Below are 25062 nucleotides of genomic sequence, written 5' to 3'. Positions count from 1 at the left end.
CATGGCGTGCACCATGCGATAAGTTATCGGGCGTCCGTTGCGTGGCGGGCGTTGGCCGCACCCTGGCGGATGCCGCGCGAAAACAAGGAGGACTTGCAACATGGGCCGACTGATCGTCGTGTCGAATCGCGTCGCAACGCCGACGGAAACCAAAGGATCGGCGGGCGGCCTCGCCGTCGGCGTGTTCGGCGCGCTGAAGGACGCGGGAGGCGTGTGGTTCGGCTGGAGCGGCGACGTGGTCAGCGAGACCGTCGCCAACGCGGGGCCGACGCTGGAACAGGACGGCGCTGTCACCTTTGCCACCGTGGGCCTCACGCGCAAGGACTACGACCAGTATTACCGCGGCTTTTCGAATGCGACGCTGTGGCCGGTATTCCACTACCGCAACGACCTTGCCCGCTACGAGCGCGAGGAATACGCCGGGTACCGGCGCGTCAACGCGTGGCTCGCGCACAAGCTCATCAAGCTGCTCGAGCCCGACGACGTGATCTGGATTCACGACTATCATCTGATCCCGTTTGCCGAGGCCTTGCGCAGCGAAGGCATCACGAACCGCATCGGCTTTTTCCTGCACATTCCGTTTCCGTCGCCGCAAATCCTGCTCAACATTCCGCCGCACGAAGAGCTGGTGAAGTCGCTGTCCTGCTACGACCTGCTCGGCTTTCAGACAGCAACCGACGAACAGGCCTTTCATGACTACGTGACGCGTCACGCGCGCGGCACGGTGTCGGACGGCATCGTGGAAGCGTTCGGCCGCAAGCTGCGCACGGGCGTCTACCGCATCGGCGTATTTCCCGACGAAATCGCCGAACAGGCCAAGCGCTACGAGAGCCGGCAGCACGTGCTCGATCTGAAGCAGAGTCTGGAGGGCCGCAAGCTGATCATGAGCGTGGACCGGCTCGACTATTCGAAGGGGCTGGTTGAACGTTTCCGCGCGTTCGAGCATCTGCTGGAGCGCTCGCCCGAATGGCGCGGCAACGTCACTCTCGTGCAGATTGCGCCGCCCACGCGCTCGGACGTCGCGACGTATCAGAAGATTCGCCAGGATCTGGAGTACGAAGCAGGGCGCATCAACGGGCGCTATTCGGGCCTCGACTACACGCCGATCCGTTATCTGAACCAGCAGTACGACCGCTGGAAACTGATGTCGCTGTTTCGCGAGTCGCAGATCGGCTTCGTCACGCCCTTGCACGACGGCATGAATCTCGTCGCGAAGGAATACGTCGCGGCGCAGAATCCGGACGATCCGGGCGTGCTCGTGCTGTCTATTTTCGCGGGCGCGGCCGCCGAGTTGACGGGCGCGCTGCTCGTCAATCCGCATGATGCGATAGGCATGTGCGAGGCCCTGCAGCGCGCGCTGCAAATGCCGCTCGACGCGCGCCAGCGGCGTCACGAGATCAACATGGCGGCGCTGCGCAAGAACGATCTCGGCGTGTGGCGCGACAGCTTTCTGCGCGACCTGCGCAGCGTTCCGTTGCAAAAGCCGGCCGCGAGCGGCGGCCACAAGTGATGGGCTGGCCGCAGCACGACAACATCAGCGCAGACGGCGGGAGCGCTCCCGCTGACGCAGCGCGCGCGCCTTGCGTGGACTTCCCTGCGCGGATGGCCGCGTGCTGAGCGCGCTCGCCATCGCCGGTTACCGGTCATTGCGCGACCTGATCGTGCCGCTCGGGCGGCTGAATGTCATTACCGGGGCGAACGGCAGCGGGAAGTCGAGCGTCTACCGTTCGTTGCGCCTGCTCGCCGAAACGGCGCGCGGCGGCGTGATCACGTCGCTTGCGCGCGAAGGCGGCTTGCCGTCCACGTTATGGGCTGGCCCTGAACGCTTTTCGCGCACCATGCTGAGCGGCGAATCCGAAGTGCAGGGCACGCGGCGCAATGCGCCCGTGAGCTTGCGGCTCGGCTTCGCTGGCGAACGGTTCAGTTATGCGATCGATCTCGGTTTGCCGCTTCCCGATTCCAGCCGCTTCGTGCTGGATCCGGTAATCAAACGGGAATGCATTTGGAGCGGCCCGGTTCTGCGGCCGTCGGCATTGCTGGTCGACCGGCAGGGCGCGGCGTTGCGTACGCGCGATGAAAACGGCGACTGGCAAACGGTGCCGCAGCCGGTCGCCAGTTTCGACAGCATGATGACCGAGTTCGCCGACCCGCGCAGCGCGCCGGAGATGATCGCGGTGCGCGAGCAGATCCGTTCATGGCGCTTCTACGACCATTTCCGCACCGATGTGGACGCGCCCGCGCGCATGCCGCAAATCGGCACGCATACGCCGGTGCTTTCCGACGACGGCGCCGACCTCGCCGCCGCGCTGCAGACCATCCGCGAGATCGGCGATCCGGTTGCGCTCGACGCCGCCATCGACGATGCGTTTCCCGGCTCCCGCCTCGAGATTGCCGCGCAGGACGGCCGCTTCGAGGTGCTGATGCAGCAGCACGGCCTGTTGCGTGCGCTGAAGGGCGCGGAGTTGTCGGACGGGACCTTGCGCTATCTGTTGCTGGTGGCCGCGCTGCTGACGCCGCGTCCGCCGGCGCTGCTGGTGTTGAACGAGCCCGAAACCAGTTTGCATCCCGATCTGTTGCCGGCGCTTGCACGCCTGATCGCGCAGGCCGCGGCGCATTCGCAGGTGCTGGTCGTCTCGCACGCCGCGCGCTTGATCGCGGCGCTCGAGCGCGAGGAGGCAAGCGAGTCGCTCGTGCTGGAAAAGCACTTTGGCGCCACCCGTCTCGCGGATGCGGACGAGCGCGACATGCCGGCGTGGAAGTGGCCATCTCGCTGAACTACGCAACACGCGATGCGGCCTTTATTTCGGTGCAGCGCTGCTTGTAAGCTGAATGTAACAGCGCCCCGGAAATGCAATATAGGGCGCTTTTCGAGCCGCGCCAGGGAATAATGCTCCGATGCCAGCCGTGCGTCGCGTGCGGCCAACATGCATTGATCGTAGACCGGCGCTCACCAGGCGCCGCTGACGGCACGGCACAGCGACTTCGGCAGAAGCCGCGCGACGGGCCGCCAGTTCACGGAGACAACTATGAAGATTGCGCAGATCGCCCCGTTGACCGAATCCGTGCCGCCGAAGCTATACGGCGGTACCGAGCGCGTCGTGTCGTACATCACCGAAGCGCTTGTGGAGCTCGGCCACGACGTGACGCTGTTCGCAAGCGGCGACTCCGTCACGAGCGCGAAGCTCGAGCCCGTATGGCCGCGCGCGCTGCGCCTTGACCCGGGTATTCGCGATCGCGTGGCGCCGCACATGCTGCTGATGGAACTGGTGCGCCGCCAGGCCGAGCAATTCGACGTCCTGCATTTCCACCTCGACTATTACTCGTTCTCGGTTTTTCAGCGCCAGGACACACCCTTCGTCACGACGATGCACGGCCGCCTCGACTTGCCAGAGCAGCAGCCCGTATTCGATACGTTCCACTCCGCGCCGGTCATTTCCATTTCGAATGCGCAGCGCCATCCGCTGCCGCAGGCGCGCTGGCTGACCACCGTCTATCACGGTCTGCCCGAGCAGTTGTATACGCCGCAGCCGGTGGAGCAGAAGTACCTCGCTTTTCTTGGGCGCATTTCGCCGGAAAAACGCGTCGACACGGCTATTCGCATTGCGGGGCGCTGCGCAATGCCGATCCGCATCGCCGCCAAGGTGGACGCCGCGGATCGCGAATATTTCGAGCGCGATATCCGGCCGCTGCTCGATCTGCCGCACGTCGAGTTCATCGGCGAGATCGCGGATCATCAGAAAGCGGAATTTCTTTCGGGCGCGCACGCGCTGCTGTTTCCAATCGACTGGCCGGAGCCGTTCGGCCTCGTGATGATCGAGGCGATGGCGTGCGGCACGCCGGTTGTGGCGTTCAACCGCGGCTCGGTGCCGGAAGTACTCGAAGACGGGCTGACCGGCTTTATCGTCGAAGACGAAATCGGCGCGGTCGCGGCAGTCAACCGCCTGCACAAGATGCCGCGCGCGGGCGTGCGGCAGCGCTTCGAAGAACGCTTCACGTCGCACCGCATGGCGCAGCAATATGTCGATGCGTATCAGTCAGTGATTCGCGCGCAGAAACGTTCGCGCTTCAAGGTGGTGGACAGCTCGGGGCGTTGAACGCTGAGCCCGGCGGCCGTCGGCGGGCCGGCTTGTGTGGAGTTGGCTCGCCGTGCGGCGGACCATGCATGATGATTAGCGAGGCAGGGCCGGCGCCGTAGTGAGCGCCGGCCTTGCTGCGAGAGGTCTTTATCGCCAGTCGGTGTTGTCGCGGCGGTTGCGCGGGCGGTGTGTGTTGTGCGGGCTGCGCTGTAGACGTTGCTCTAGCGGGCCGCATTGCGACGCTGCGCTGCGACGGACAGGTTGCGCGGACTACGTTGCGACAGAACCCGGACAGAGCAGGTCCCGCTGCAAATGCGGCCCAAGGGCTGAGCGGCGCCAGCACCGACGCAGCGACCGACCCAGCGACCGACCCAGCAGCTCGGCGCCACTATCAGTGCGCTTACTTTCGGTTCGCTGGCCAAGCCCCGTTGACGCAACCCGCCCGGCAACCCTGCAGCCTCAAATCTTCAGGCGCGAAACCTTCGTGCCTTGCAACGACAGATCGCCCATCAGCCCGGCATTGGTCAGCACGAATACTTCGACTGGCGCCGTGGCCGTATTCGAATCGATCGCGCCGTTCGCACCCATTTTCACGAGCGCGACGGATGCGTCGCCGCCCACCGACCAGCCGTCCGCGTTGCGGAATTTGTCGAGTGCGTCCTGCGTCATGAACAGGAAAATGATGGCCTTCGACTGCGCGCCGGCCTGAAGCCCGAACGAGCCGGAAATCGTGCTGTAGTAGCCGACGCTGGTGCCGCCCACGCGCAGCGCGCCTTCGCCGTACTGGCCGCCGACGATGAAGCCCGCCTGCAGCACCGACGGGAACACGAGCACGCCGCGCGCCTTGGAGACGAGTTCGCGCGAACCCTTCACGGTCGTATATAGCCGCGACATGGTGCCGTCGACGTCCGCGTCGATCGAGCGGCGTTTGGACGAATCGGTGGCCGCCGTGTCGCGGCCGCCGGTATTGGTTGTACATCCGGCGAGAGCAAGGCCTCCGAAAGCGAGCGCAGCGGTTGTCTTCAACATGAAGTGTCGTCTTTGCATCGTTTTTCTCCGTATGGTTCCGGGGCGCAACCGCGAGAAATCGCGCGGGTGCCTTTGAGTTATATCACACGGTGCGCCAAAAGGCGCCCTCGCTCGCAACGCGAAAAGCCTTATGTGACGGGGCTTTGCGGCAGATCGAAACGAGCCGGCTGTAAATTTGACCGGTCGCGCGGCGGCCCTCGCGGGCTGCGCGGCAGCGTGGTCGAACGGGCCTCGTCGCGGCCGTTTTGAAGCGCCCGAGTTGCGCGGCACGCCGGCGGGAACGCGTGCCGTCGTCCATTTTTACCGACTCGGGCACGGCACATTTCCGTCGGCATCGAACAGAAAAGTGTTGCCTCGACGCCGCAAATGCAGCCGCGCGCGCGGACTATCCGCCGTGGTTGGCCGGACTCTTCACCGCCGGCGGGCGCCTCAGCGCGCGGCGCACCGCGCCGATCAACACGCCGATAAAAAGCAGCGTGAGCGCCGGCACGATCCAGTAGCCGACGAACGCATGCCAGAGATAGACCATCAGGGTAGAGCGGCGCACGCTGTATTCATTGCGGGCGTCCTGTTGACGCGGCGCGTTGGCCGCCAGCACGTCGGCGGGACAACCGGCGGCTTGCGCCTCCTCCGGCTTGCCGTGGCAGCGCGCGGGAGCGCCGGCCGCCCGTTGCGCGTCGGTGAAATTCCAGGTGGTCAGCGCGCGGTCGAGGTCGACGGCGTTGTAGGCCATCTCCTCGCGAATCTCGCTGACTGCAACGATCGCCACGGGCACCGCCCAGAACACGATGACGACCACCCACCGCCTCAACCAGCGGTTTTTATGCTTCGATACCATCCTTGCCTCCAATCGATGCTTTGCGGCATCAACGACAAGATGGCGGCCCGTATGAATGTTGTGTGGGGTGGGCCGTCTCCGCAGCCATCATAGAAGAAAAACGCCGCGTTCGGGCGGGAGGACCGGCATGGGAGGCGAAGCGCGCGATTGAAAAGCGCAAACGGAAAGCGCAAAGTGGGGAGTGCAGAACGCGAAGCAAAGAATGCAACGCGCGAGGAAGCTGCGCGAACGCAGCGCCGCGCGAGATACGCGGCGTGCGTAAGTGCTAGTGGATCAGTTGGCCGCTGCGGGTGCGGACGAGAGGCAACTCTTCATGAACGCCTTGCGCTCGTCGCCTTTCTTGCCGGTCGCCTGCGTGTTGCATGCCTTCATCTTGTCCTGCTGGCTCATCGGCGCGGCGGCCGGTTTGGCCGACAGGCAGCTCTTCATGAACGCCTTGCGCTCGTCGCCTTTCTTGTCGCCGGCCTGCTTGTTACAGTCGGCCATTTTGGTCTGCTGGCTGTTTTGTGCGAACGCAGGCGAAACGAAGACGGCACCAAGTACCATGGCCGCGATTGCGGATTGGATTTTCATGTGACACTCCATCGGTGTGTAAACGTTTTTGGTGTTCATGCACGTGGGCGTCGACGGCAACCGGCCCTCGGCAAGTCCATTACGGCAAATGCTGTCTGCATCAACGGTCAATACCGCGTTCCCGTTGACAGTGGTGTCCGCTGGTTTTCCCTGATGGAGCGGCGGCTCGCGCAAACTGGCATCCGTTGGATGAAGCAATACGGACCAGTAATTATATTATGCATTGCAGATTAAACGGCTATGCAATTCGACTGTAATTCGCCGCCTGCGCTGCGGGTTGAGCGGTTGGAAATTCGCACTGCATTGTTCCAAGGAAGCGCGAAGTTGCTGCGAATGCACATGAATCGCAATTGGTAAGGAAATCCTGAGGAAAATCATTAATGCCAATTCGCGTATTCGCTGTGTCCATATGCCGTCAGGTTGCGGCGTATTGTGGTGACATGAACTAACCAGGAGGATTTGACATGCACTATCTTTTGACCTATGACCTCGTGCCGGACTACCTGGAACGGCGCGGCGAGCATCGCGAGGCGCACCTGAAGCTGGCCTGGGCAGCGGCGGAGCGCGGCGAACTGGTGCTTGCCGGCGCATTGGCCGATCCTGTGGATACCGCCGTGCTCCTTTTCAAGGGCGACACGCCTCGCGTCGCGCAAGCCTTTGCCGAAGCCGACCCCTATGTGCGCGCCGGCCTTGTTGCACGCTGGCGTGTGCGCGAATGGACCACCGTGGTCGGCGAGGGCGCGACCAATCCAATCCGTTAGCGGTTCGCGCCCGGCCCGCAGCAGAGCGGGCAAAAGACTCACCGGCCATGCGTCGCGCGTGGCTCCTTCGAACACGCCGCGAGCCATTATTGCCACAGCGATGTCATCTCGCACCGGCACCGTTGACTCGATGCGCGCGCAACGAATCGGCGCATGCGGGTAAGCAGGGCGTAGAAGGAGTCATTGCGCGGTGACGCTGCCGAATCGGGCAGGCAATGCGGCGCCCCTCGCCATGCGCGTTCTCGCGTTTTTTGGCGCACATTTGCAGCGCTTTTGCCTCTCTATTTGCCGACTCTTACCGCATTCAATAGCAATTTCGGCGCTATCGCAGGAACATTTCCGTTACGGCATGACGTGAATTAATGGAGTGAAAAGCACAAGTTTGTTTCTATCCGTAACACTTGTCGCAACGATATTCACGCAAACCCTGGGGATGGTATGCTTCGTGCACAATTCTCCCATGCACGAGTGAGACCACGTTTTGTGCTTCGCAATAGGGATAAACCGCACTGACACAGGGCGGTAGTGACCAGCAAACAGAACGTAAAAGACATATTTGTGCAACCGAGGGTGATACACGGATCGTGAAGGTTGAATCCGTGGTCGGCCCAAAGCCGCGGCCCGGCCAGGCTGCGTGGAGAAAATCCATGTTTTTCGATGAGCTAAGCAATGACGAATGGGCGCTGCTGGCAGCGCTTGTCTCTGATGAGCCGGCCGTCCGTCTGAACCGGCGCGGGCGGCCCCGCGCCGACCCACGTGTCGTGGCCAATGCCGTGTTGTGGATCCTGACTACCGGAGAGCCATGGTCGAAGCTGCCGGGCCGTTATCCGTCGGGTCCCACCTGCCGGCGCCGTTTCGAAGAATGGCAACTGAACGGCACGCTGCTCGAAATGGTTCGGCTTCTGTCCAGGACAGGGCGCAAGTTCGCGTATGTTCCTCAACCTGCACCGCCCGTCGCGGCCAAACCCGCTGCGCCGGTTGCGGAAGCACCCAGCATGCGCGACGAAAGTCCGCGCGGGGTATCGTGGAAGAGCCCCGAGTCGTGGCAGGCGCCCGGCAACGCGTCGAACGCGTTGCACCCGGCTCAGCCGTCCCAACTGCGGGCCTGGCGTTCGGCCGATCCCATCGCGGACATCACGCGTCAACTGGCGGGCTTCGACCATGGCGAGTCTGGTGGAGCGCAAGCCGCACAAGATGCACAGGCCGCCCGATCTGCTCAAGCCGTACATGCCGCACGTGTAACCCATGTAGCCCACGCACCGGTACCGCGCGCGCCGGCCTTGCCGACGCCATCCGTCGCTTATGCGCCGCGCCCGCCGCTGCGCGCCGACTTGCGCGCGATGAACGAAGCGGGCGCAGTCGGTGCCGCCATGCAAGGGTTGAATTCGGCAATTGCATCGGCGCGCGAAATCTCCGGAGCCGCGCTGCAGCGCAGCCCGCTGTCGACAAGTCTCGCACCGCGCGGCCGGCAGGTCGCCGAGCGGCACGGCTATCTGATCTATGTCGCCGCCGAGCGCGTGCCCAACTCGATGTATCGCGCATGGGCGGAAATCATGAAGGACGGCAAGCGCGTGGAGCGTTCCGGCCTCGTCGGTCCGCGCTTTGCGGACGCGGACTCAGCCGAGCATTATGCATTCGAGTGGGCGGCGCAGTGGATCGATCGCGAGTGCGCGACGCTGGCGGCCGCGCAAGCAGTACAAGCAACACAAGCCACCGGCGCAGCGTCGACGTTGCGCGCACCGCAAACGCACGCAACGTCGATGCATGCGCCGCTGCATAGGCCCGCGCTGAACGCACCGAACGCCCCGAACGCGCCAGCGGCTCACGCGCCATACGCGGCGTCGCAGGCCGGTTACATGACGGGCATGCGTCATATGCCGGAGCAGGTTGCCGCGCATCACGGCGTGCCGTTGCATGGTTCGTTGAATGCGTTTCGTGGACCGCTGCGTCGTTACACGGGCGAGCCCGCCGCTCGCGCAGTAACAGGTACGGTGAACGTGAACGCGGCAACCGGCCCGGCAACCGGCGCAACGATCACCAATGCGGCCATTGAGGCCAACGCGGCAGCAGCACTCACAGCCGCCGACCGCGAAAAAGCAGAACGTTATCCGTCGCACACAGAACTCATCTCCCACGCGGGATGAGCGCGCAGTACCCCGCGGCTGTCGGAGCAACCGCCGCAGCTTCCCGCTTCATTCGCTGTGATTCAACGCTGTTCCTGCAAGTGACCTCGCGTATCTGATTCGGGGCTTTATTGGCGTCGCTTATTGGCGTGCCTCATTGGCGTCCATAAGTGTCGTCGAAGCGCACGATATCGTCTTCGCCGAGATACGAGCCGGATTGCACCTCGATCATTTCGAGCGGCATCTTGCCGGGGTTCTCGAGACGGTGCGTGACGCCGAGCGGGATATAAGCAGATTCGTTTTCGGAGACGATAAAGCGCTCTTCACCTCGCGTGACGAGTGCGGTGCCGCGCACGACAATCCAATGTTCGGCGCGGTGATGGTGCATTTGCAGCGAGAGGCGCGCTCCCGGTTTCACGACAATGCGCTTTACCTGGAAACGCTCGCCCGTATCGACGGAATCGTAGTTGCCCCACGGGCGATGCACCTTGCGATGGTTGGCCGCTTCGAGGCCGCCCTCGCTGCGAATGCGGCCCACGATCTTCTTGACGTCCTGCACGCGCGATTTGTCTGCGACGAGAATCGCGTCGGCCGTTTCAACCACGACCAGGTCCTGCGTGCCGACGCAGGCAATCAGGCGTCCTTCGGAATGCGCGAAGGTGGAGGAGGCGCCTTCGAACATCACGCGGCCGCGGCCAACATTCTGCTCCGCGTCTTTCTCCGAGATGTCCCAGATCGCGTCCCATGAGCCCACGTCCGACCAGCCTGCCTGCAAGGGCACGACTACGCCCGCGGCGACGTTCTGGTCATGACCGAGCTGCTCCATCACCGCGTAGTCGATCGAATTGGAAGGCGACGCGCTGAACGCATCGCGCTGCAGGCGGAAAAAGTCGCCGTCTGCCTTGCCGCCTGCGTAGGCTGCTTCGCACGCTTCGTAGATGGCCGGCTGGAAGTGACGGATCGCCTTGAGCCACGTCGACGCGCGCATGATGAAAATGCCGCTGTTCCACCAGTATTCGCGTGACTCGACATAGCGCTGCGCCAGTTCGAGATGCGGCTTTTCGACGAAGCGATCGAGCCTGTGCGCGGCGACAGCAGCGCTTGTGTCCGCATGATCCGCTGCTTGCGTTTCATCAGGATCGCCAGGCGTGCCGATGGCCGCGCCAATCCGGATGTAACCGTAGCCCGTTTCCGCGCGCGTCGGCACGATGCCCATCGTGACGATCTGGCCCGCCGCTGCATGCTGCACGCCCGCGGCGACGGCCGCATGAAAACCTTTGATGTCGGTGACCGCGTGATCCGCGGGCATCACCACCATGATGCCGTCCTCGTCTTGAGCCGCGACGGAAAGCGCGGCCACGGTCAGCGCGGGGGCGGTATCGCGGCCTACCGGTTCGAGAATCAGGCGGGTCGGCTTGCCGATGGTGCGCAACTGCTCGGCGGTCGTAAAGCGCTGTTCCTCGTTCGCCACCACGACGAGTTTGCCGGTCAGCGGATAGCCGGCTTCCAGCCCGTCAAGACGGCGCGTGGTGGATTGCAGCAGCGAATCTTCGCCGAGCAGGCCGATCAGCTGTTTGGGGTGCTGTTCGCGCGACATCGGCCACAACCTCGTGCCGGAGCCACCTGCCAGGATCACGGGATGAACCTTCAGTTTGACCTGCGCGGGCAGCGCTTCTGCGGGCCGGGTGTCGGCGGACGTGGCCGTAACCGGAGCTGTCATGATGAACTCCTCGGGACTGGTTGAATGCGTGGAGTTTTATCACGAACATTGAAATCAATAAAAGCGCGTTAAATGGAAACTATATAAAGCCCGTCATAAAGCCACACACTTGATGAACAAAAAATGTCGCCGCGAATTTCTAAAATAAAAAATAAGTCAAAAAATGGGAGTGCGGTTTTTTTACACCGGCGCCTGCGCCACAATAATCACCGCCGCACCGCCTCGATCGCGCACGCGATCCGCGCAACAAGGCGCCGATCCGGCCGCAAGCGCGCTGAAAAAAGCAGCAGACCCGTCCCAATCCGGTAAAAACTGCCGGATAAAATCGCAAAGAAATTCCGAATTTTTGACCGATACATTTTGAGATTTTTGCGGCCTTGCGGCGTGAATTTTAATAGCGCTTTATTCATACCTGTAGAAGGACATTCACTCATTCCGAGACACGTTTTTCGCAGGCGGCCGAGCGACGGTTCAGCAAGGCGGAAAGCGGAATTGCAATTGGCACGGCTTTGATCGGTTTCGCGTCGGGCAATTAATCTGCCGACGCGACTACCGGCGTTGCGTGCGCCGCAGCGGGAACGAGCGGGCCTTCTTCCTGAACAACGAGCCGGCCAGGCAACCGGCAAGGCAGCCGACTAACCAACGGGATGGCACTTGACTGACGAACTGAGGGGTAGCGCATGCTGAGCGTTCTATCGAGACTCATCGACATCGCGATGGTCACGCTCGGCGCCGCGATCGCGGCGGCCGTGCACAGCGGGAAAGTAGTGTGGCTGGACGATATGCAAAGCGTGTCGCTGGCCTTCGACGTACTGCTCGTGGTCGTGTTCTTTCCCGCGCTCGGCATCTATCAGTCGTGGCGCGGCAAGCCGCTCTACGACCTGCTGTGCCGTGTCGCCGGCGGCTGGGCGATGGTCGAGGTCACCGGCGTGCTGATCAGCTTCAGCCTGCATCGCGCGGACAGTCTGTCGCGGCTGTGGCTCGTCTACTGGGCGCTCGCCGCCATCGTGCTGCTGGTCGTCAACAAGGTGATCGTCTATTCGATTCTGCGCGGGCTGCGCCGCGAGGGCTTCAATCAGCGCGCGGTGGCAATCGTCGGCGGTGCGCCGTATGGGCGCTTTCTGATCCAGCAGATGCGCAGCCGTCCGGACGCCGGCTTCAGCCCTGTCGTGGTATTCGACGAGGACCGCACCATCAACCCCTACGAAGACCCCGACGCCGCCGACGCGATAGAAGGCGTGCCGGTGGAACGCGACTATCAGCGCATGATCCAGCTCGTGCGCCAGCGCGCGATTCGCGAGCTGTGGCTCGCGCTGCCGATCTCGAAGGAAAAGGAAATACATCGCATTGTGATGGATCTGCGCAACGACTTCGTGAACATCCGCTTCATTCCGGATGTACGCAGCCTCACGCTCTTCAATCAGCCGATGGTGGAGCTGCTCGGCGTGCCGGCCATCAACCTGGCTGCGTCCCCGATCACCGATTTGCGCGTGCTGCCCAAGCGCATTTTCGACCGGCTCTTCGCGCTCGCCGCGTTGACCGCGCTCGCGCCGGTAATGCTCGTGATCGCGGTGCTCGTCAAGCTGAGCTCGCCGGGCCCCGTGTTCTTCCGTCAGAAACGCAAGGGTATCGACGGACACGAGTTCGAAATTTACAAGTTCCGTTCTATGCGGGTGCACAAGGAAGAGGCCGGCAAAATCACTCAGGCCACGCGCCGCGATCCGCGCATTACCGCGGTCGGCGCCTTCCTGCGGCGCACGAGCCTCGACGAGCTGCCGCAATTCATCAACGTGCTGCGCGGCGAGATGTCGGTGGTCGGGCCGCGTCCGCATGCGCTCGAACACGACGACATCTATAAGGATCTGGTGAAGGGCTACATGCATCGCTACCGGATCAAGCCGGGCATCACCGGCTGGGCGCAGATCAACGGCTATCGCGGCGAGACCGACCGCATCGAAAAGATGATGGGCCGCGTCAAGCTCGACCTCTATTACATGCAGCACTGGACCTTCTGGCTCGACATCAAGATCGTCGTGCTGACGCTCTGGAAGGGCTTTGTCGGCAGCAATGCATATTGAACACCCACTCAAATTTCCTGCGAGGTAATACATGAACCTGACGATCATCGGTAGTGGCTACGTGGGCCTCGTGACGGGCGCCTGTCTGGCCGACATCGGCCATGACGTGTTCTGTCTCGACGTCGATCAGCGCAAGATCGACGTGCTCAACGGCGGCGGTGTGCCGATTCATGAACCGGGTCTGCAGGAGATCATCGCGCGCAATCGCAAGGCCGGGCGCCTGACGTTTTCGACCGATGTGGAAGCGGCGGTCGCGCATGGCGACATCCAGTTCATCGCGGTGGGGACGCCGTCGGACGAAGACGGTTCCGCGGACCTGCAATACGTGCTCGCCGCGGCGCGCAACATCGGCCGCCATATGACGGGCTTCAAGGTGATCGTCGACAAATCGACGGTGCCGGTCGGCACCGCTTCGCGGGTGCGTGAAGTGGTCGCCGAGGAGCTCGAGGCGCGCAATCTGAATCACATGTTCTCGGTCGTGTCGAACCCCGAGTTCCTGAAGGAAGGCGCCGCCGTGGAAGACTTCACGCGGCCCGACCGCATTGTGCTCGGTTGCGATGAAGACGTGCCCGGCGAAAAGGCGCGCGAGTTGATGAAGCGTCTTTACGCGCCGTTCAATCGCAATCGCGAACGCACGCTGTACATGGACGTGCGTTCGGCCGAGTTCACCAAATACGCGGCGAATGCGATGCTCGCGACACGCATCTCGTACATGAACGAGCTTGCGAATCTCGCCGATCGCGTCGGCGCGGACATTGAGGCGGTGCGCCGCGGCATCGGTTCCGACCCGCGCATCGGCTATGACTTTCTGTACGCGGGTTGTGGCTACGGCGGTTCGTGCTTCCCGAAAGACGTGCAGGCGCTGATCCGCACGGCCGCAGATCACAACGCGAACCTGCGCATTCTCGAAGCCGTCGAAGCGGTCAACGACACACAGAAGAAGGTGCTCGGGCAGAAGATCGTCGCGCGTCTCGGCGAGGACCTGTCGGACCGCACATTCGCCGTGTGGGGCCTCGCATTCAAGCCCAATACCGACGACATGCGCGAAGCGCCGAGCCGTCCGCTGATTGCGGAACTGCTGCGCCGCGGTGCGCGCGTGAAAGCATATGACCCGGTCGCGATAGACGAATCGAAGCGCGTGTTTGCGCTCGACCTCAAAGAGGTGCCGCAACAGCACGCGCGGCTTCAGTTCGTGAATGAAGAGATGGAAGCGGCCGAGGGCGCCGACGCACTCGTGATCCTGACCGAGTGGAAAGTCTTCAAGAGCCCGGATTTCGCTGCGCTGAAAACGATGCTGAAGACGCCGCTGATTTTCGACGGCCGCAATCTGTACGAGCCGGATGCGCTGCTCGAACTCGGCATCGAGTATCACGCGATAGGCCGCCAGCATGCGCTGCGCAATGCGCCGGCCAGAGTGGGTGCCAACGGAGTCGGCGCAAACGGAGTCGGCGCAAACGGCCTGCCGGTCATGCAGGACGATGCGCTCGCCGCCGCCCAGGCGGGCGACTAGACCCGCTGACCGCGCGGCTTGCAGGTGCGCTTTCCAGGCTCACTTTCAGGCCGACTCAGGTCCGCTTTCAAGCCCGCTTGCAAGCCCGCTCGAATGAAATAGCCGCGCCTCATCAGGAGCCCGCCATGTTCGCCAACGTTCTGATCGTCTGCCACGCCAACGTGTGCCGCTCGCCCGCCGCCGAAATGCTGTTCAAGGCGCGCCAGGGGGCGCAGGGTGCGGCGCCGTCCATCGCGTTTCATTCGGCGGGCATCCGTGCGATGAACGGCCAGCGCATGGACCCCCTCATGCAGCGCCTGCTCGCCGAGCGCGGCGTCGCCTCGGGTCCGCATCACTCGCGGCGTCTCGACCGGCAGCTCGTGCGGTCCGCGGATCTCGTGCTCGTAAGCGAGCGCGCGCAGGTGAGCGAGGTAGAAGCGCTCGATCCGGCTTCGCGCGGCAAGGTCTTTCCGCTCGGCAAGTGGGAAGACGTTTCCGACGTCACCGACCCGCACGGCGGCGAGGAATCCGCTTATCGGGAGAGTCTCGTGCTCATCGAACATCTGGTCATGGGATGGCTGAAAAAAATATGCTGACGAAAACACTCGCTACACACTCATTCGCACGCGTGCGCGCCAGGTTCGCCGCCACGCTTTTGCTGACGTCCTTTCTGTCGGCCTGCGCAACCGCACCGGGCAACTATCTCGACACGTCGCGCCTGAAAGACGATGGTCAACACCAGAGCCAGGCCGCGGAAACGTATCCGGTTCACGTCATCGACGCGAGCGTCGTCGCCGCCCAGGCCCAGGCCGAGGCGAGCGCGCCGCCGCGTCCGCTGCCGACCTCTGCTTTCGCCGATCCGTCGCAATACGTCTACCGGCTCTCGCCGCAGGACATTCTCGGCATCACCGTGTGGGATCACCCCGAATTGACCACGCCGCAGGGCAGCACGCTGTCGGCGGGCGGCACGAGCACGCAAACTATCGCGGGCGCGTTGCAGCAGCCGTACACGGCCGCGCTGCCGGGCCAGGCCGATCCGTACGGACAGACCATCGCCGCCGACGGCACCATCTATTTCCCGTTCGTCGGCCGCATCAGGGCCGCGGGCAAGACCGTCGGCGAGTTGCGCGATCAGCTCGCGAGCGGTCTCGTGCGCTATATCCGCAATCCGCAGGTCGACGTGCGCGTGCTCTCGTATCGCGGCCAGAAAGTGCAGGTCACCGGCGAAGTGAAGACGCCGGGCCCGCTCGCGGTGAGCGACGTGCCGCTCACGCTCGTCGACGCGCTCACGCGCTCGGGCGGCACGACCGCCGACGCCGACATCCAGCGCGTGCGCCTCACGCGCAACAACAAGCTCTACGTGCTCGACGCGAACCGCATGCTGGATGCCGGCGACACCACGCAGAACGTGATGCTGCAAAACGGCGACGTGATCAACGTGCCGGACCGCAGCAACAGCCGCATCTTCGTGATGGGCGAGGTGAAGACGCCGATCCAGGTGCCGATGCTGAAGGGGCGTCTCACGATTGCGGACGCGCTCACGCAGGCCGGCGGCATTCTCGACACCGACGCGAACCCGCGGCAGATCTTCGTGATGCGCGGCATGCGCGAGCATCCGACCACGCCGGACGTGTACCGCCTCGACATGACGCAGCCCGACGCGATCATGCTGTCCGCGCAGTTCCAGTTGCAGCCGCTGGACGTCGTGTATGTGGGCACCGCTGCCTCGACCACGTTCAACCGCGTGTTGCAGCAGGTGTTGCCGAGCGTGCAGACGCTGTTCTACCTGAAACAACTGACGCGCTAACCAGACCCGGGATCGAATTGTGAGCAATCAAATCTCTCCACACATGGCCGGTCCGCTCAGGACCGAAGAAGAGGACGTGGTCCTCGGGCAACTGGTGCAGGTGATCATCGACGACATCTGGTGGCTGATCGCAATCGCGGCGGCGGTCGTCGCGATTGCAGGCGCCTACTGTGTGCTCGCCAAGCCGATCTATTCGGCCGATGCGCACGTGCGTGTCGAGCAGGCGGACAACACATCGCAGGCGCTCACGCAGACGCAGACCGGCGCGGCGATCACGAGCGGCTCCAGTTCGCTGCCGACCGACGCCGAAATCGAAATCATCAAGAGCCGCGGCGTGGTCGGTCCTGTGGTCGAGCAGATGAAGCTGAACTTCAGCGTCACGCCGAAGATGCTGCCGCTGCTCGGCAGCATCGCGGCGCGCATCGCAAAGCCTGGCGAGCTTGCGCGGCCATGGCTTGGACTCTCGTCGTATGCATGGGGCGGCGAGGTGGCCGATGTCGATTCCATCGACGTGCTGCCTGCGCTAGAAGGCCAGAAGCTGACCATGAAAGCGCTCGAGGGTGGGCGCTACGAACTGTATGCGGAAAACGGCGCGCTGCTGTTGCGCGGCCAGGTCGGCCAGCAGGCACAAGGCGGCGGCGTGACGATGCTCGTCGACAAGCTGGTGGCGCGCCCGGGCGAAGAGTTCACCGTGGTCCGCGCAAACGACCTCGACGCGATCAGCGCGTTCCAGTCCGCAATCACCGTGCAGGAGCAGGGCAAGCAGACCGGCGTGATCCAGATCTCGCTGGAGGACAAGAACCCCGAGCACGCCGCGCTCGTCGCCAATGCGCTCGCGCAGTCGTACGTGCGCCAGCACATTTCGAACAAGCAGGCCGACGCGAGCAAGATGCTCGACTTCCTGAAGAGCGAAGAGCCGCGCCTGAAGGCCGACCTCGAACGCGCCGAGGCGGCGCTGACCGCGTATCAACGCCAGTCCGGCTCCATCAATGCGAGCGACGAGGCCAAGGTCTACCTCGAAGGCAGTGTTCAATACGAGCAGCAGATCGCCGGCCTGCGCCTGCAGATGGCGCAACTCACCGAGCGTTACGGCGACGACCATCCGATGCTCAAGGCCGCGCGCGAACAGATGGCCGAGTTGCAGGCGCAGCGCGCAAAATACGCGGACCGTTTCCGCGATCTGCCGGCCACTGAAGTCAAGGCCGTGCAGTTGCAGCGCGACGCGAAGGTGGCGGAAGACATCTACGTGCTGCTGCTCAATCGCGTGCAGGAATTGTCGGTGCAGAAGGCGGGCACCGGCGGCAACGTGCATATCGTCGACGCCGCGCTGCGTCCGGGCTCGCCTGTGAAGCCGAAGAAGGCGCTGATCCTGTCGGCCGCGACGATTCTCGGCTTGATCGCGGGCACCGGCTTCGTGTTCCTGCGCCGCAACATGTTCAAGGGCATCGACGATCCAGAGCATATCGAGCGTGCTTTCCATCTGCCGGTGTTCGGCCTCGTGCCGTTGAGCTCCGAGCAGGCGCTGCTCGAAAACGGCTTGCAGCGCGGCGGCGAGCGCCTGCGTTCGGTGCTGGCGAACGCGCGGCCGAAGGACGTCACGGTGGAAAGCCTACGCAGCCTGCGCACTTCGATGCAGTTCACGCTGATGGACGCGAAGAACCGCATCGTCATGCTCACAGGCCCGATGGCGGGCGTCGGCAAGAGCTTCCTCACGGTCAACCTCGCCGTGCTGCTCGCGCATTCGGGTAAGCGCGTCCTGATGATCGACGGCGACATGCGGCGCGGCGTGCTGGAGCGCTATCTGGGCGGCACGCAGGAGAACGGCCTTTCCGAGTTGCTGAGCGGCCAGATCTCGCTGGAAGAGGCGATCCGCACGTCGGATATCGAGAACCTCGGCTTCATTTCTTGCGGGCGCCGTCCGCCGAATCCGTCCGAGCTGCTGATGTCGCCGCGGCTGCCGCAATACCTCGACGGTCTCGCGAAACGCTACGACGTGATCCTGATCGACACGCCGCCGGTACTCGCCGTGACCGATGCGTCGATCATCGGCGCGTATGCCGGCTCGACCTTCTTCGTGATGCGCTCGGGCATGCACAGCGAAGGCGAAATCATCGACGCGCTCAAGCGCCTGCGCGCGGCCGGCGTGCACGTGCAGGGCGGCATCTTTAACGGCATGCCGGCGCGGGCTCGCGGCGGCTACGACCGCAGCTACGCCGCGGTCCAGGAATACCTGAGCACCTGAGCACGTGAGCACGTGGGCACCAGAGCGGAGCGGGGCGCGTTGCGCCCGCTGAAAACAATCAAGGACATTGCAACAAGGACATCGCAATGAAAGTGACGGTACTGGTTCCGACTTACCGCCGCCCGGCCGACCTCGCGCGCTGCCTCGCGGCGCTGCAACGACAGTCGCGCGCGCCCGACGAAGTCGTGGTGGTGGCGCGCGCCGACGACGAGGCGACCCACACCTGCCTGCGCGATCCGGCCGTGCCGGGCAAGCTGCCGCTGTCGGTGGCGCTCGTCGACGTGCCCGGCCAGGTTGCCGCGCTCAATCGCGGACTCGACGCGGCCAGAGGCGACGTGATCGCCATCACCGACGACGACGCCGCGCCGCATCCCGACTGGGTGCAGCGCATTGCCGCCGCATTCGCAAGCGATGCGCGGCTCGGCGCGCTGGGCGGGCGCGACTGGGTGCATGAGAAAGGCCGCGTGCTCGACGGCGAGCGCCCGCTCGTCGGCAAGGTCACGGCGCACGGAAAGATTATCGGCAACCATCATCTCGGCGTGGGCGGCGCGCGCGAAGTCGACATTCTGAAGGGCGCCAACATGAGCTACCGGCGCGAGGCGGTGCGCAACATCCGTTTCGATGCGCGGCTGCGCGGTGCGGGCGCCCAGGTCCACAACGACATGGCGTTCAGCCTCGCCGTCAAGAATGCAGGCTGGAAGCTGATGTACGACCCGCGCGTCGCGGTCGATCATTTCCCCGCGGAGCGTTTCGACGACGACCGCCGCGACGCCCAGACCATGGCCGCCTTGCGCAACGCCGCGTTCAACTTTCATTTGATCCTGCGCGACCAGTTGCCGCCGCTGCGCCGCGAAACCGCGTGGTGGTGGTGGACGCTCGTCGGCACGCGCGTGTATCCGGGCCTCACGCATGCAGCGCTCGGGCTGCTGTCCAAACAGGCACGCCTGAAGCTGTCGCGCTGGCGGGCTGTGCGCACCGGCGCGCACGAAGCGCGGCGCGCGCTCTCGCGTACCGCCTGACGAGGCGGCGAGAGCACCGGGCGCGAGCGGCACGCAGCGTCATAAACGCTAGAGCATCGGCAAGGGAGTCTCTGCATGACAACGAAGGTCCACGTTCATCTGTTTTACGGCGCCGATCCGCGTTTCTATCGACAGGGCGACAACATCGGTTGCCTGTATGGCTATCACCATGCCGAATCGGACGCCTTTGCGCTCACCTATTCGAAAGACGCGCGCGAAAGCAAACCGGTGCGGCTCGCGCGACGTGCGCTGAAGGCGGCGCTCGGCTTCGACTTCATCCACACATGGCGCAATCGCGCGGAAATGCTGCGCTCGGACGTGATCTGGACGCACACCGAACAGGAATGGCTGTCGGCCGCGCTGATGCTGTTGCTGTGCGGCAGGAAGGCCGGCGCGAACGCGTCGCCGCTGCTGCTCGCGCAAAGCGTGTGGCTCATCGACAAGTGGCCTTCGTATGGAATCCTGCGCAGTTGGCTGTATCGCAAGCTGATGACGCGCGCCGATCAGCTGACCACGCTCGCGAGCGAGAACGCCGCGCTGTGCAAGCGCTATTTCGATCGCGAGGCAAAGCCCTTGCTGTACGGCCTGAACACGCGCGATTTTCCGGTGAAGACGCCGGCCGAGTGGAAGCCGCATTCGCCGATCCGTATCGCCGCGATCGGCAACGACCGTGACCGCGACTGGGAGACGCTCATCAAGGCGTTCGGCCACGACGCACGCTACACGGTAAAGCTCGCCACGCGGCGGCGGATTCCCGCTTCGCTGCGCGCGCCGAACGTCGAGATCGCGCTCTTTTCGGGGATCAAAAAACAGCACGAGCTGTATGACTGGGCCGATGTGATCGTCGTGCCGCTGCGGCCGAATACGCACGCCTCCGGTATTACGGTGATGCTGGAGGCGGCGGCGGTCGGCAAGCCGATGGTCGCGACCAACGTGGGCGCGCTGCAGGACTACTTTCCGGCGAGCGAGGCCAGCTACGTTCCGCCGTTCAATCCGCAGGCGTTGCGCGACGCGGTCGATCGGCTCGCCGCCGCGCCGATGGACGCGCTGTGCCAGGCGCAGGCGGCCGCTGCCGGTCTGCTCGCGCGCCAGCTGACCACCGAGCACTACGCGACGCAGCATGTGCGCATCACGCAGGAGATGCTGCGTGCCCGGGCCGCCGCGCGTAGCAGCAGCGCCTCCGATGCCGATGCGGACCAGGCCGCGCGCGGGCAGGCTGGACAGAGCGCCGCGCAAGAATCGCGCGGAGGTCTCTGAACGATGGCCACGCTTTCCCGAGCCGGTGTTCCGCCTCCGCCCGGCATGCCGGGCGCTGGTGGCCTGCCGGGAGTGCCGGGCATGCCGAGGACACGCGCGTCGCGCGGTCGGCGCGAGTGGCTGCCTGCGGCTCTGTTGTGGCTGATTACCGCTGTCTTGATCGTCGCGCATCAGGGCACGGTGCTCACGCTCGCGTTTCCGGTGCTCGCGATTCTCACGGGCCTGTGGCTCTACTTCAAGAGCCCGGCGCGCTACATCGGCTTCATGTGGTGGCTGTGGTTTCTGAGCCCGGAAGTGCGCCGCCTCGCCGACTGGTCCAAAGGATCTTTCACGCCGACCAGCCTGATCCAGGTCGCGCCGCTCGCGGTCACGATGATCAGCGCGCTCTCGCTGCTGCGCTACTACAAACTGCTCGGTCAGCGGCGCGGCCTGCCGGTGCTGCTGATCCTGCTCGGACTCGTCTACGCGTATCTCGTCGGCGTGGTGTCGAGCGGCCCGCTCGCGGCAACCTATGACCTCGCGAACTGGCTCTATCCGATCCTGATCGGCTTTCACATCATGGCGAACACGCGCCAGTATCCGCAGTACCGCGACACGATCGTCAACACGTTCATCTGGGGCATGCTCGTGATGGGCGGCTACGGCCTGATTCAGTTCTTCATCATGCCGCAGTGGGACGCGCTGTGGATGCTCGGCTCGCAGATGAACTCGCAAGGCGACGCAGTGCCGATGGGCGTGCGCGTCTTCAGCACGATGAATTCCTCGGGACCGTTCGCGTTCGCGATGATGGGCGCGATGGTCTACGTGATGGCCGCGACCCACCGAGTGCGCTGGGTCGCCGCGGCGCTCGGCTTCTTCTCGTTCGCGTTGAGCCTCGTGCGCTCGACCTGGGGCGGCTGGGTCATCGCGTTGCTCATCCAGTTGGTGAAGTCGAACAACAAGGTGCGCGTGCGTATCGTCGCGAGCGCCGTGCTGCTCGCCGGGCTGTGCGTGCCGCTGCTCGCCGTGGGTCCGGTGGCCGAGCGGATGCAGGCCCGTCTGTCGACCATCGTCAATCTGAACGACGACCAGAGCTACGCGGCGCGCAACGAGTTCTACGCGACGTTCGCGAAAACCGCCTTCACGGATGTCTCCGGCGAAGGCATGGGCGCCACCGGCACGTCGACGAAACTCTCGAACGACGGCGGCCAGCTCGGCCAGTACGGCAACTTCGACAGCGGCGTGATGAACATACCGTTCGTGCTCGGCTGGCCCGGCACGCTGCTCTACATGTCGGGCATTGTCTGGCTGCTCACACGCGCCGTGCTGGCGTCGTTCAGATTGCGCCACGACAAATACGTGTCCGCGTGCCTGAGCCTCTGTCTCGCGACTTTCGCGATGCTCGTGTTCACCAATTCGCTTGTCGGCACCGGCGGGCTACTGCTTTTCATGAGCGTTTTTTCGATTCTTTCCGCGGTGCATTACGAAAAGCTCAACCGCGCGAGCGCGTCATCGCGCATGCCAATTTTTCACGGAGGCACTGATTGAGAGTCGCCATTGTCACGCACGTTGTGCGCCATAACGACGGCCAGGGGCGCGTCAACCACGAGATCGCGCGCGCGGCGCTCGACGAAGGCATCGGCGTCACGCTGATCGCCTCGCATGTGGCGCCCGACCTGCTCGTTCATCCGAATGTCCGCTGGGTGCCGATGAAAATCGGCCGCTGGTGGCCCACCAATCTTCTGCGCCAGCAGGTGTTCGCGCTAAAGAGCGCGCTCTGGCTGCGCGCGCATCGCCGCGAATACGATGTGCTGCACGTGAATGGCTTCATTACGTGGATGCCTGCCGACGTCAACACGTCGCACTTCGTGCATAGTGGCTGGCTCGGCAGCAAGTACTACCCGTTCGGGCTCACCAAAGGCGTGTGGTCCGCGTATCAGTCGATCTATACGCGCTGCAACGCGCTTTTCGAGCGCTGGGCTTACCGGCGCTCGAAGGTCATCACGGCGGTGTCGCAAAAGGTCGCCGACGAAATCCGCGCAATCGGCCTCACGCCGGATAATCGCGTGGACGTGATCTACAACGGCGTCGATACGCGCGGCTTCGCGGCGGCCACCGGCGACCGCGCGAAATTCGCCCTGCCGCAGGATGCATTTTTGCTGCTGTTCGTCGGCGACCTGCGCACGCCGCGCAAGAACCTCGGCACCGTGCTCGCGGCGCTCAGGCATCTGCCCGAGCACGTGCATATCGCGGTGGCCGGCTTTCTTCCGGGCAGTCCGTATCCGGACGAAGCGAAGGCGCTCGGCATTGCACAGCGCGTGCATTTTCTCGGACTCGTCAAGGAGATGCCCGTGCTGATGCATTCCGTCGATGCGTTCGTGTTTCCATCACGTTATGAGGCAATGAGCCTGTCGCTGCTCGAAGCGATGGCGGCCGGCCTGCCCGTCGTCACCGCGCGCACGGCGGGCGGGGCCGAGATCATCACGCCGGAATGCGGGATCGTGCTCGACGATCCGGACGATCCGCAGGCGCTTGCTGCCGCCATCGCGCGCCTTGCCGCCGACGACAACGCGCGCCGCAAGATGGGCGCGGCCGCCAGCGACCTGGCAACCGGCTTCGGCTGGGCACGCATGGCCGCGCAATACATCGCGCTGTATCGGCAGCTCGAAGGGCAGCAGAAGAATCGCCGGCGCAGCGAGGCGGAGGCCGCGGTGGTCGCGAAGACCGACGCGCTCACGCTGAACACGCTGGCCGGGCACAACAGCGTGGAGTGACGGGGGCGCGGCCGGCCGCAAGAGGCCGGCGCGAGGCACGCGAAGTTAAGCCGCAAGGCGCTTCGGACACCGGAGCATCACCACTCACGAATACCTCACGGAATACAAAAGGGGAATGACAATGACGACGAGTTCAATCAAATCGCTGCAGATCGGGATGCACTGGTTCCCCGAGCGCGCGGGCGGCCTCGACCGCATGTATTACTCGCTGGTCGGCGCGCTGCCCGGCGCGGGCGTCGCGGTGCGCGGCGTCGTAGCCGGTTCGCCGAAGGTTGCCGCCGATACCGGCGGCGCGATCAACGGCTTCGGCTCCGCCGCGCAGTCGCTGCCGTTGCGCCTGATGGCCGCGCGCCGCGCGCTGCGCCATGAGATCGGCGTCTCGCGCCCCGACGTGATCTCGTCGCACTTTGCGCTCTATACGTTTCCTGGGCTCGACGTGACGCGCGGTATTCCGCAGGTCTCGCATTTTCAGGGACCGTGGGCTGACGAGAGCCACGTCGAAGGCGCGGATTCGCTCGGCCAGCGCGCGAAGCGTTATCTGGAGCAATCGGTGTATGCGCGTTCGTCGCGCCTTATCGTGCTGTCCGAGGCGTTCGGCAAGATTCTGACTTCGCGCTATCGCATCTCGCCGGACCGTGTGCGCGTGGTGCCAGGTTGCGTCGACGTCGAACAGTTCAATCTGCCGCTCACGCCCGCCGAGGCGCGTCTCAAGCTGCAATTGCCGCAGGACCGGCCAATCGTGCTCGCGGTGCGGCGCCTCGTGCGGCGCATGGGTCTGGAGGATCTGATCGATGCAGTGAAACTGCTCAAGCCGAATCACCCGGACGTGCTGCTGCTGATCGCGGGCAAGGGCCGTCTCGCGGACGAATTGCAGGCGCGTATCGACGAAGCAGGCTTGCAGGACAACGTGAAGCTGCTCGGCTTCGTGCCCGATCAGCATCTCGCCGCGCTGTACCGCGCGGCCAATATCAGCGTCGTGCCGACGGTGGCGCTCGAAGGCTTCGGGCTGATCACGGTCGAGTCGCTCGCGTCGGGCACGCCTGTGCTGGTGACACCGGTGGGCGGCTTGCCGGAAGCGGTGGCGGGTCTGTCACCCGATCTCGTGCTGCCGGAGACGGGCGCTAAAGCGATTGCCGCGGGTCTCGCGGGCGCGCTGAGCGGCAGACTGAAGCTGCCCGACGCCGACGCATGCCGGCGCTATGCACGCGAGAACTTCGATAACTCGGTGATCGCGAAGCGCGTCGCGGCGGTGTATGCCGAAGCGATTGCGGCGGGCGGGGTGCACTGAGGTTCGAGA

At 64.2% G+C, this 25062-nt stretch carries 20 protein-coding genes; 15 read left to right on the top strand and 5 right to left on the bottom strand.

What is annotated here, in order from left to right:
* Nucleotides 1-100: 100 nt before the first annotated feature.
* The 3 genes from otsA to A3AC_RS0113685 all read left to right on the top strand — a co-directional run bounded on the left by otsA (nucleotide 101) and on the right by A3AC_RS0113685 (nucleotide 4094).
* A complete protein-coding gene (gene otsA, locus A3AC_RS0113695) occupies nucleotides 101-1510 on the top strand; it encodes an alpha,alpha-trehalose-phosphate synthase (UDP-forming) (RefSeq protein ID WP_025599493.1) in 1410 nt (469 codons plus the stop codon).
* 100 nt (nucleotides 1511-1610) lie between these two features.
* Nucleotides 1611-2774 carry an AAA family ATPase gene (locus A3AC_RS0113690; RefSeq protein ID WP_025599492.1) on the top strand — a complete coding sequence of 388 codons (1164 nt, stop codon included), beginning with the start codon at nucleotides 1611-1613 and terminating at the stop codon, nucleotides 2772-2774.
* Between the two features lie 252 nt (nucleotides 2775-3026).
* Nucleotides 3027-4094, top strand: coding sequence for a glycosyltransferase family 4 protein (locus A3AC_RS0113685; protein ID WP_025599490.1), 1068 nt, complete (start codon nucleotides 3027-3029; stop codon nucleotides 4092-4094).
* Nucleotides 4095-4535: 441 nt separating this feature from the next.
* Here the strand turns inward: A3AC_RS0113685 and A3AC_RS0113680 are convergent, their stop codons facing one another.
* The 3 genes from A3AC_RS0113680 to A3AC_RS0113670 all read right to left on the bottom strand — a co-directional run bounded on the left by A3AC_RS0113680 (nucleotide 4536) and on the right by A3AC_RS0113670 (nucleotide 6516).
* Nucleotides 4536-5123, bottom strand: coding sequence for a BPSL1445 family SYLF domain-containing lipoprotein (locus A3AC_RS0113680; protein ID WP_025599488.1), 588 nt, complete (start codon nucleotides 5121-5123; stop codon nucleotides 4536-4538).
* Nucleotides 5124-5490: 367 nt separating this feature from the next.
* Complete coding sequence (locus A3AC_RS0113675) at nucleotides 5491-5943, bottom strand: hypothetical protein (protein ID WP_025599487.1); 453 nt, start codon at nucleotides 5941-5943, stop codon at nucleotides 5491-5493.
* A gap of 273 nt (nucleotides 5944-6216) precedes the next feature.
* Nucleotides 6217-6516: a PsiF family protein gene (locus A3AC_RS0113670; RefSeq protein WP_025599485.1), complete on the bottom strand. Its 300-nt coding sequence runs from the start codon at nucleotides 6514-6516 to the stop codon at nucleotides 6217-6219.
* Between the two features lie 464 nt (nucleotides 6517-6980).
* Here A3AC_RS0113670 and A3AC_RS0113665 point away from each other — a divergent pair, with 464 nt between their 5' ends.
* Both A3AC_RS0113665 and A3AC_RS0113660 read left to right on the top strand, forming a co-directional pair.
* Nucleotides 6981-7277 carry a YciI-like protein gene (locus A3AC_RS0113665; RefSeq protein ID WP_025599484.1) on the top strand — a complete coding sequence of 99 codons (297 nt, stop codon included), beginning with the start codon at nucleotides 6981-6983 and terminating at the stop codon, nucleotides 7275-7277.
* 647 nt (nucleotides 7278-7924) lie between these two features.
* Nucleotides 7925-9421 carry a transposase gene (locus A3AC_RS0113660; protein ID WP_025599483.1) on the top strand — a complete coding sequence of 499 codons (1497 nt, stop codon included), beginning with the start codon at nucleotides 7925-7927 and terminating at the stop codon, nucleotides 9419-9421.
* A 133-nt stretch (nucleotides 9422-9554) separates the two neighbouring features.
* On the opposite strand, the gene A3AC_RS0113655 is transcribed toward A3AC_RS0113660, so the two are convergent.
* Nucleotides 9555-11120 carry a mannose-1-phosphate guanylyltransferase/mannose-6-phosphate isomerase gene (locus A3AC_RS0113655; RefSeq protein WP_025599481.1) on the bottom strand — a complete coding sequence of 522 codons (1566 nt, stop codon included), beginning with the start codon at nucleotides 11118-11120 and terminating at the stop codon, nucleotides 9555-9557.
* 206 nt (nucleotides 11121-11326) lie between these two features.
* Nucleotides 11327-11554, bottom strand: coding sequence for a hypothetical protein (locus A3AC_RS0113650; protein WP_156924613.1), 228 nt, complete (start codon nucleotides 11552-11554; stop codon nucleotides 11327-11329).
* A 246-nt stretch (nucleotides 11555-11800) separates the two neighbouring features.
* Here A3AC_RS0113650 and A3AC_RS0113645 point away from each other — a divergent pair, with 246 nt between their 5' ends.
* From A3AC_RS0113645 to A3AC_RS0113600, 10 genes are all read left to right on the top strand, one after another.
* Entirely contained in the window at nucleotides 11801-13198 is a 1398-nt protein-coding gene (locus A3AC_RS0113645) for an undecaprenyl-phosphate glucose phosphotransferase (RefSeq protein WP_025599479.1), read from the top strand.
* A 31-nt stretch (nucleotides 13199-13229) separates the two neighbouring features.
* On the top strand, nucleotides 13230-14708 hold the full coding sequence (locus A3AC_RS0113640) for a UDP-glucose dehydrogenase family protein (RefSeq protein WP_025599477.1): 1479 nt from the start codon (nucleotides 13230-13232) through the stop codon (nucleotides 14706-14708).
* Between the two features lie 125 nt (nucleotides 14709-14833).
* The gene (locus tag A3AC_RS0113635) at nucleotides 14834-15283 is read left to right on the top strand and encodes an arsenate reductase/protein-tyrosine-phosphatase family protein (RefSeq protein WP_025599476.1); all 450 of its coding nucleotides are present in this window, start codon (nucleotides 14834-14836) and stop codon (nucleotides 15281-15283) included.
* Nucleotides 15277-16494 carry a polysaccharide biosynthesis/export family protein gene (locus A3AC_RS0113630; RefSeq protein ID WP_025599475.1) on the top strand — a complete coding sequence of 406 codons (1218 nt, stop codon included), beginning with the start codon at nucleotides 15277-15279 and terminating at the stop codon, nucleotides 16492-16494. The genes A3AC_RS0113635 and A3AC_RS0113630 overlap by 7 nt, the downstream gene beginning before the upstream one ends.
* A 43-nt stretch (nucleotides 16495-16537) precedes the next feature.
* Nucleotides 16538-18736 carry a polysaccharide biosynthesis tyrosine autokinase gene (locus A3AC_RS0113625; protein ID WP_035475126.1) on the top strand — a complete coding sequence of 733 codons (2199 nt, stop codon included), beginning with the start codon at nucleotides 16538-16540 and terminating at the stop codon, nucleotides 18734-18736.
* Between the two features lie 86 nt (nucleotides 18737-18822).
* Nucleotides 18823-19755, top strand: coding sequence for a glycosyltransferase family 2 protein (locus A3AC_RS0113620; RefSeq protein ID WP_025599473.1), 933 nt, complete (start codon nucleotides 18823-18825; stop codon nucleotides 19753-19755).
* A gap of 75 nt (nucleotides 19756-19830) precedes the next feature.
* Nucleotides 19831-21012, top strand: coding sequence for a glycosyltransferase (locus tag A3AC_RS0113615; RefSeq protein WP_025599472.1), 1182 nt, complete (start codon nucleotides 19831-19833; stop codon nucleotides 21010-21012).
* A gap of 3 nt (nucleotides 21013-21015) precedes the next feature.
* Nucleotides 21016-22539 carry a glucose-6-phosphate isomerase gene (locus A3AC_RS0113610; RefSeq protein WP_025599471.1) on the top strand — a complete coding sequence of 508 codons (1524 nt, stop codon included), beginning with the start codon at nucleotides 21016-21018 and terminating at the stop codon, nucleotides 22537-22539.
* Complete coding sequence (locus tag A3AC_RS0113605) at nucleotides 22536-23765, top strand: glycosyltransferase family 4 protein (RefSeq protein WP_025599469.1); 1230 nt, start codon at nucleotides 22536-22538, stop codon at nucleotides 23763-23765. The genes A3AC_RS0113610 and A3AC_RS0113605 overlap by 4 nt, the downstream gene beginning before the upstream one ends.
* A 121-nt stretch (nucleotides 23766-23886) precedes the next feature.
* The gene (locus A3AC_RS0113600; protein ID WP_025599468.1) at nucleotides 23887-25053 is read left to right on the top strand and encodes a glycosyltransferase family 4 protein; all 1167 of its coding nucleotides are present in this window, start codon (nucleotides 23887-23889) and stop codon (nucleotides 25051-25053) included.
* Nucleotides 25054-25062: the final 9 nt, after the last annotated feature.

The sequence above is a fragment of the Burkholderia sp. WSM2230 genome, assembly GCF_000472445.1.
GTDB lineage: Bacteria > Pseudomonadota > Gammaproteobacteria > Burkholderiales > Burkholderiaceae > Paraburkholderia.
The sequence above is the reverse complement of the archived record's forward strand: the minus strand, read 5'-3'. Positions and strand labels throughout refer to the sequence as shown.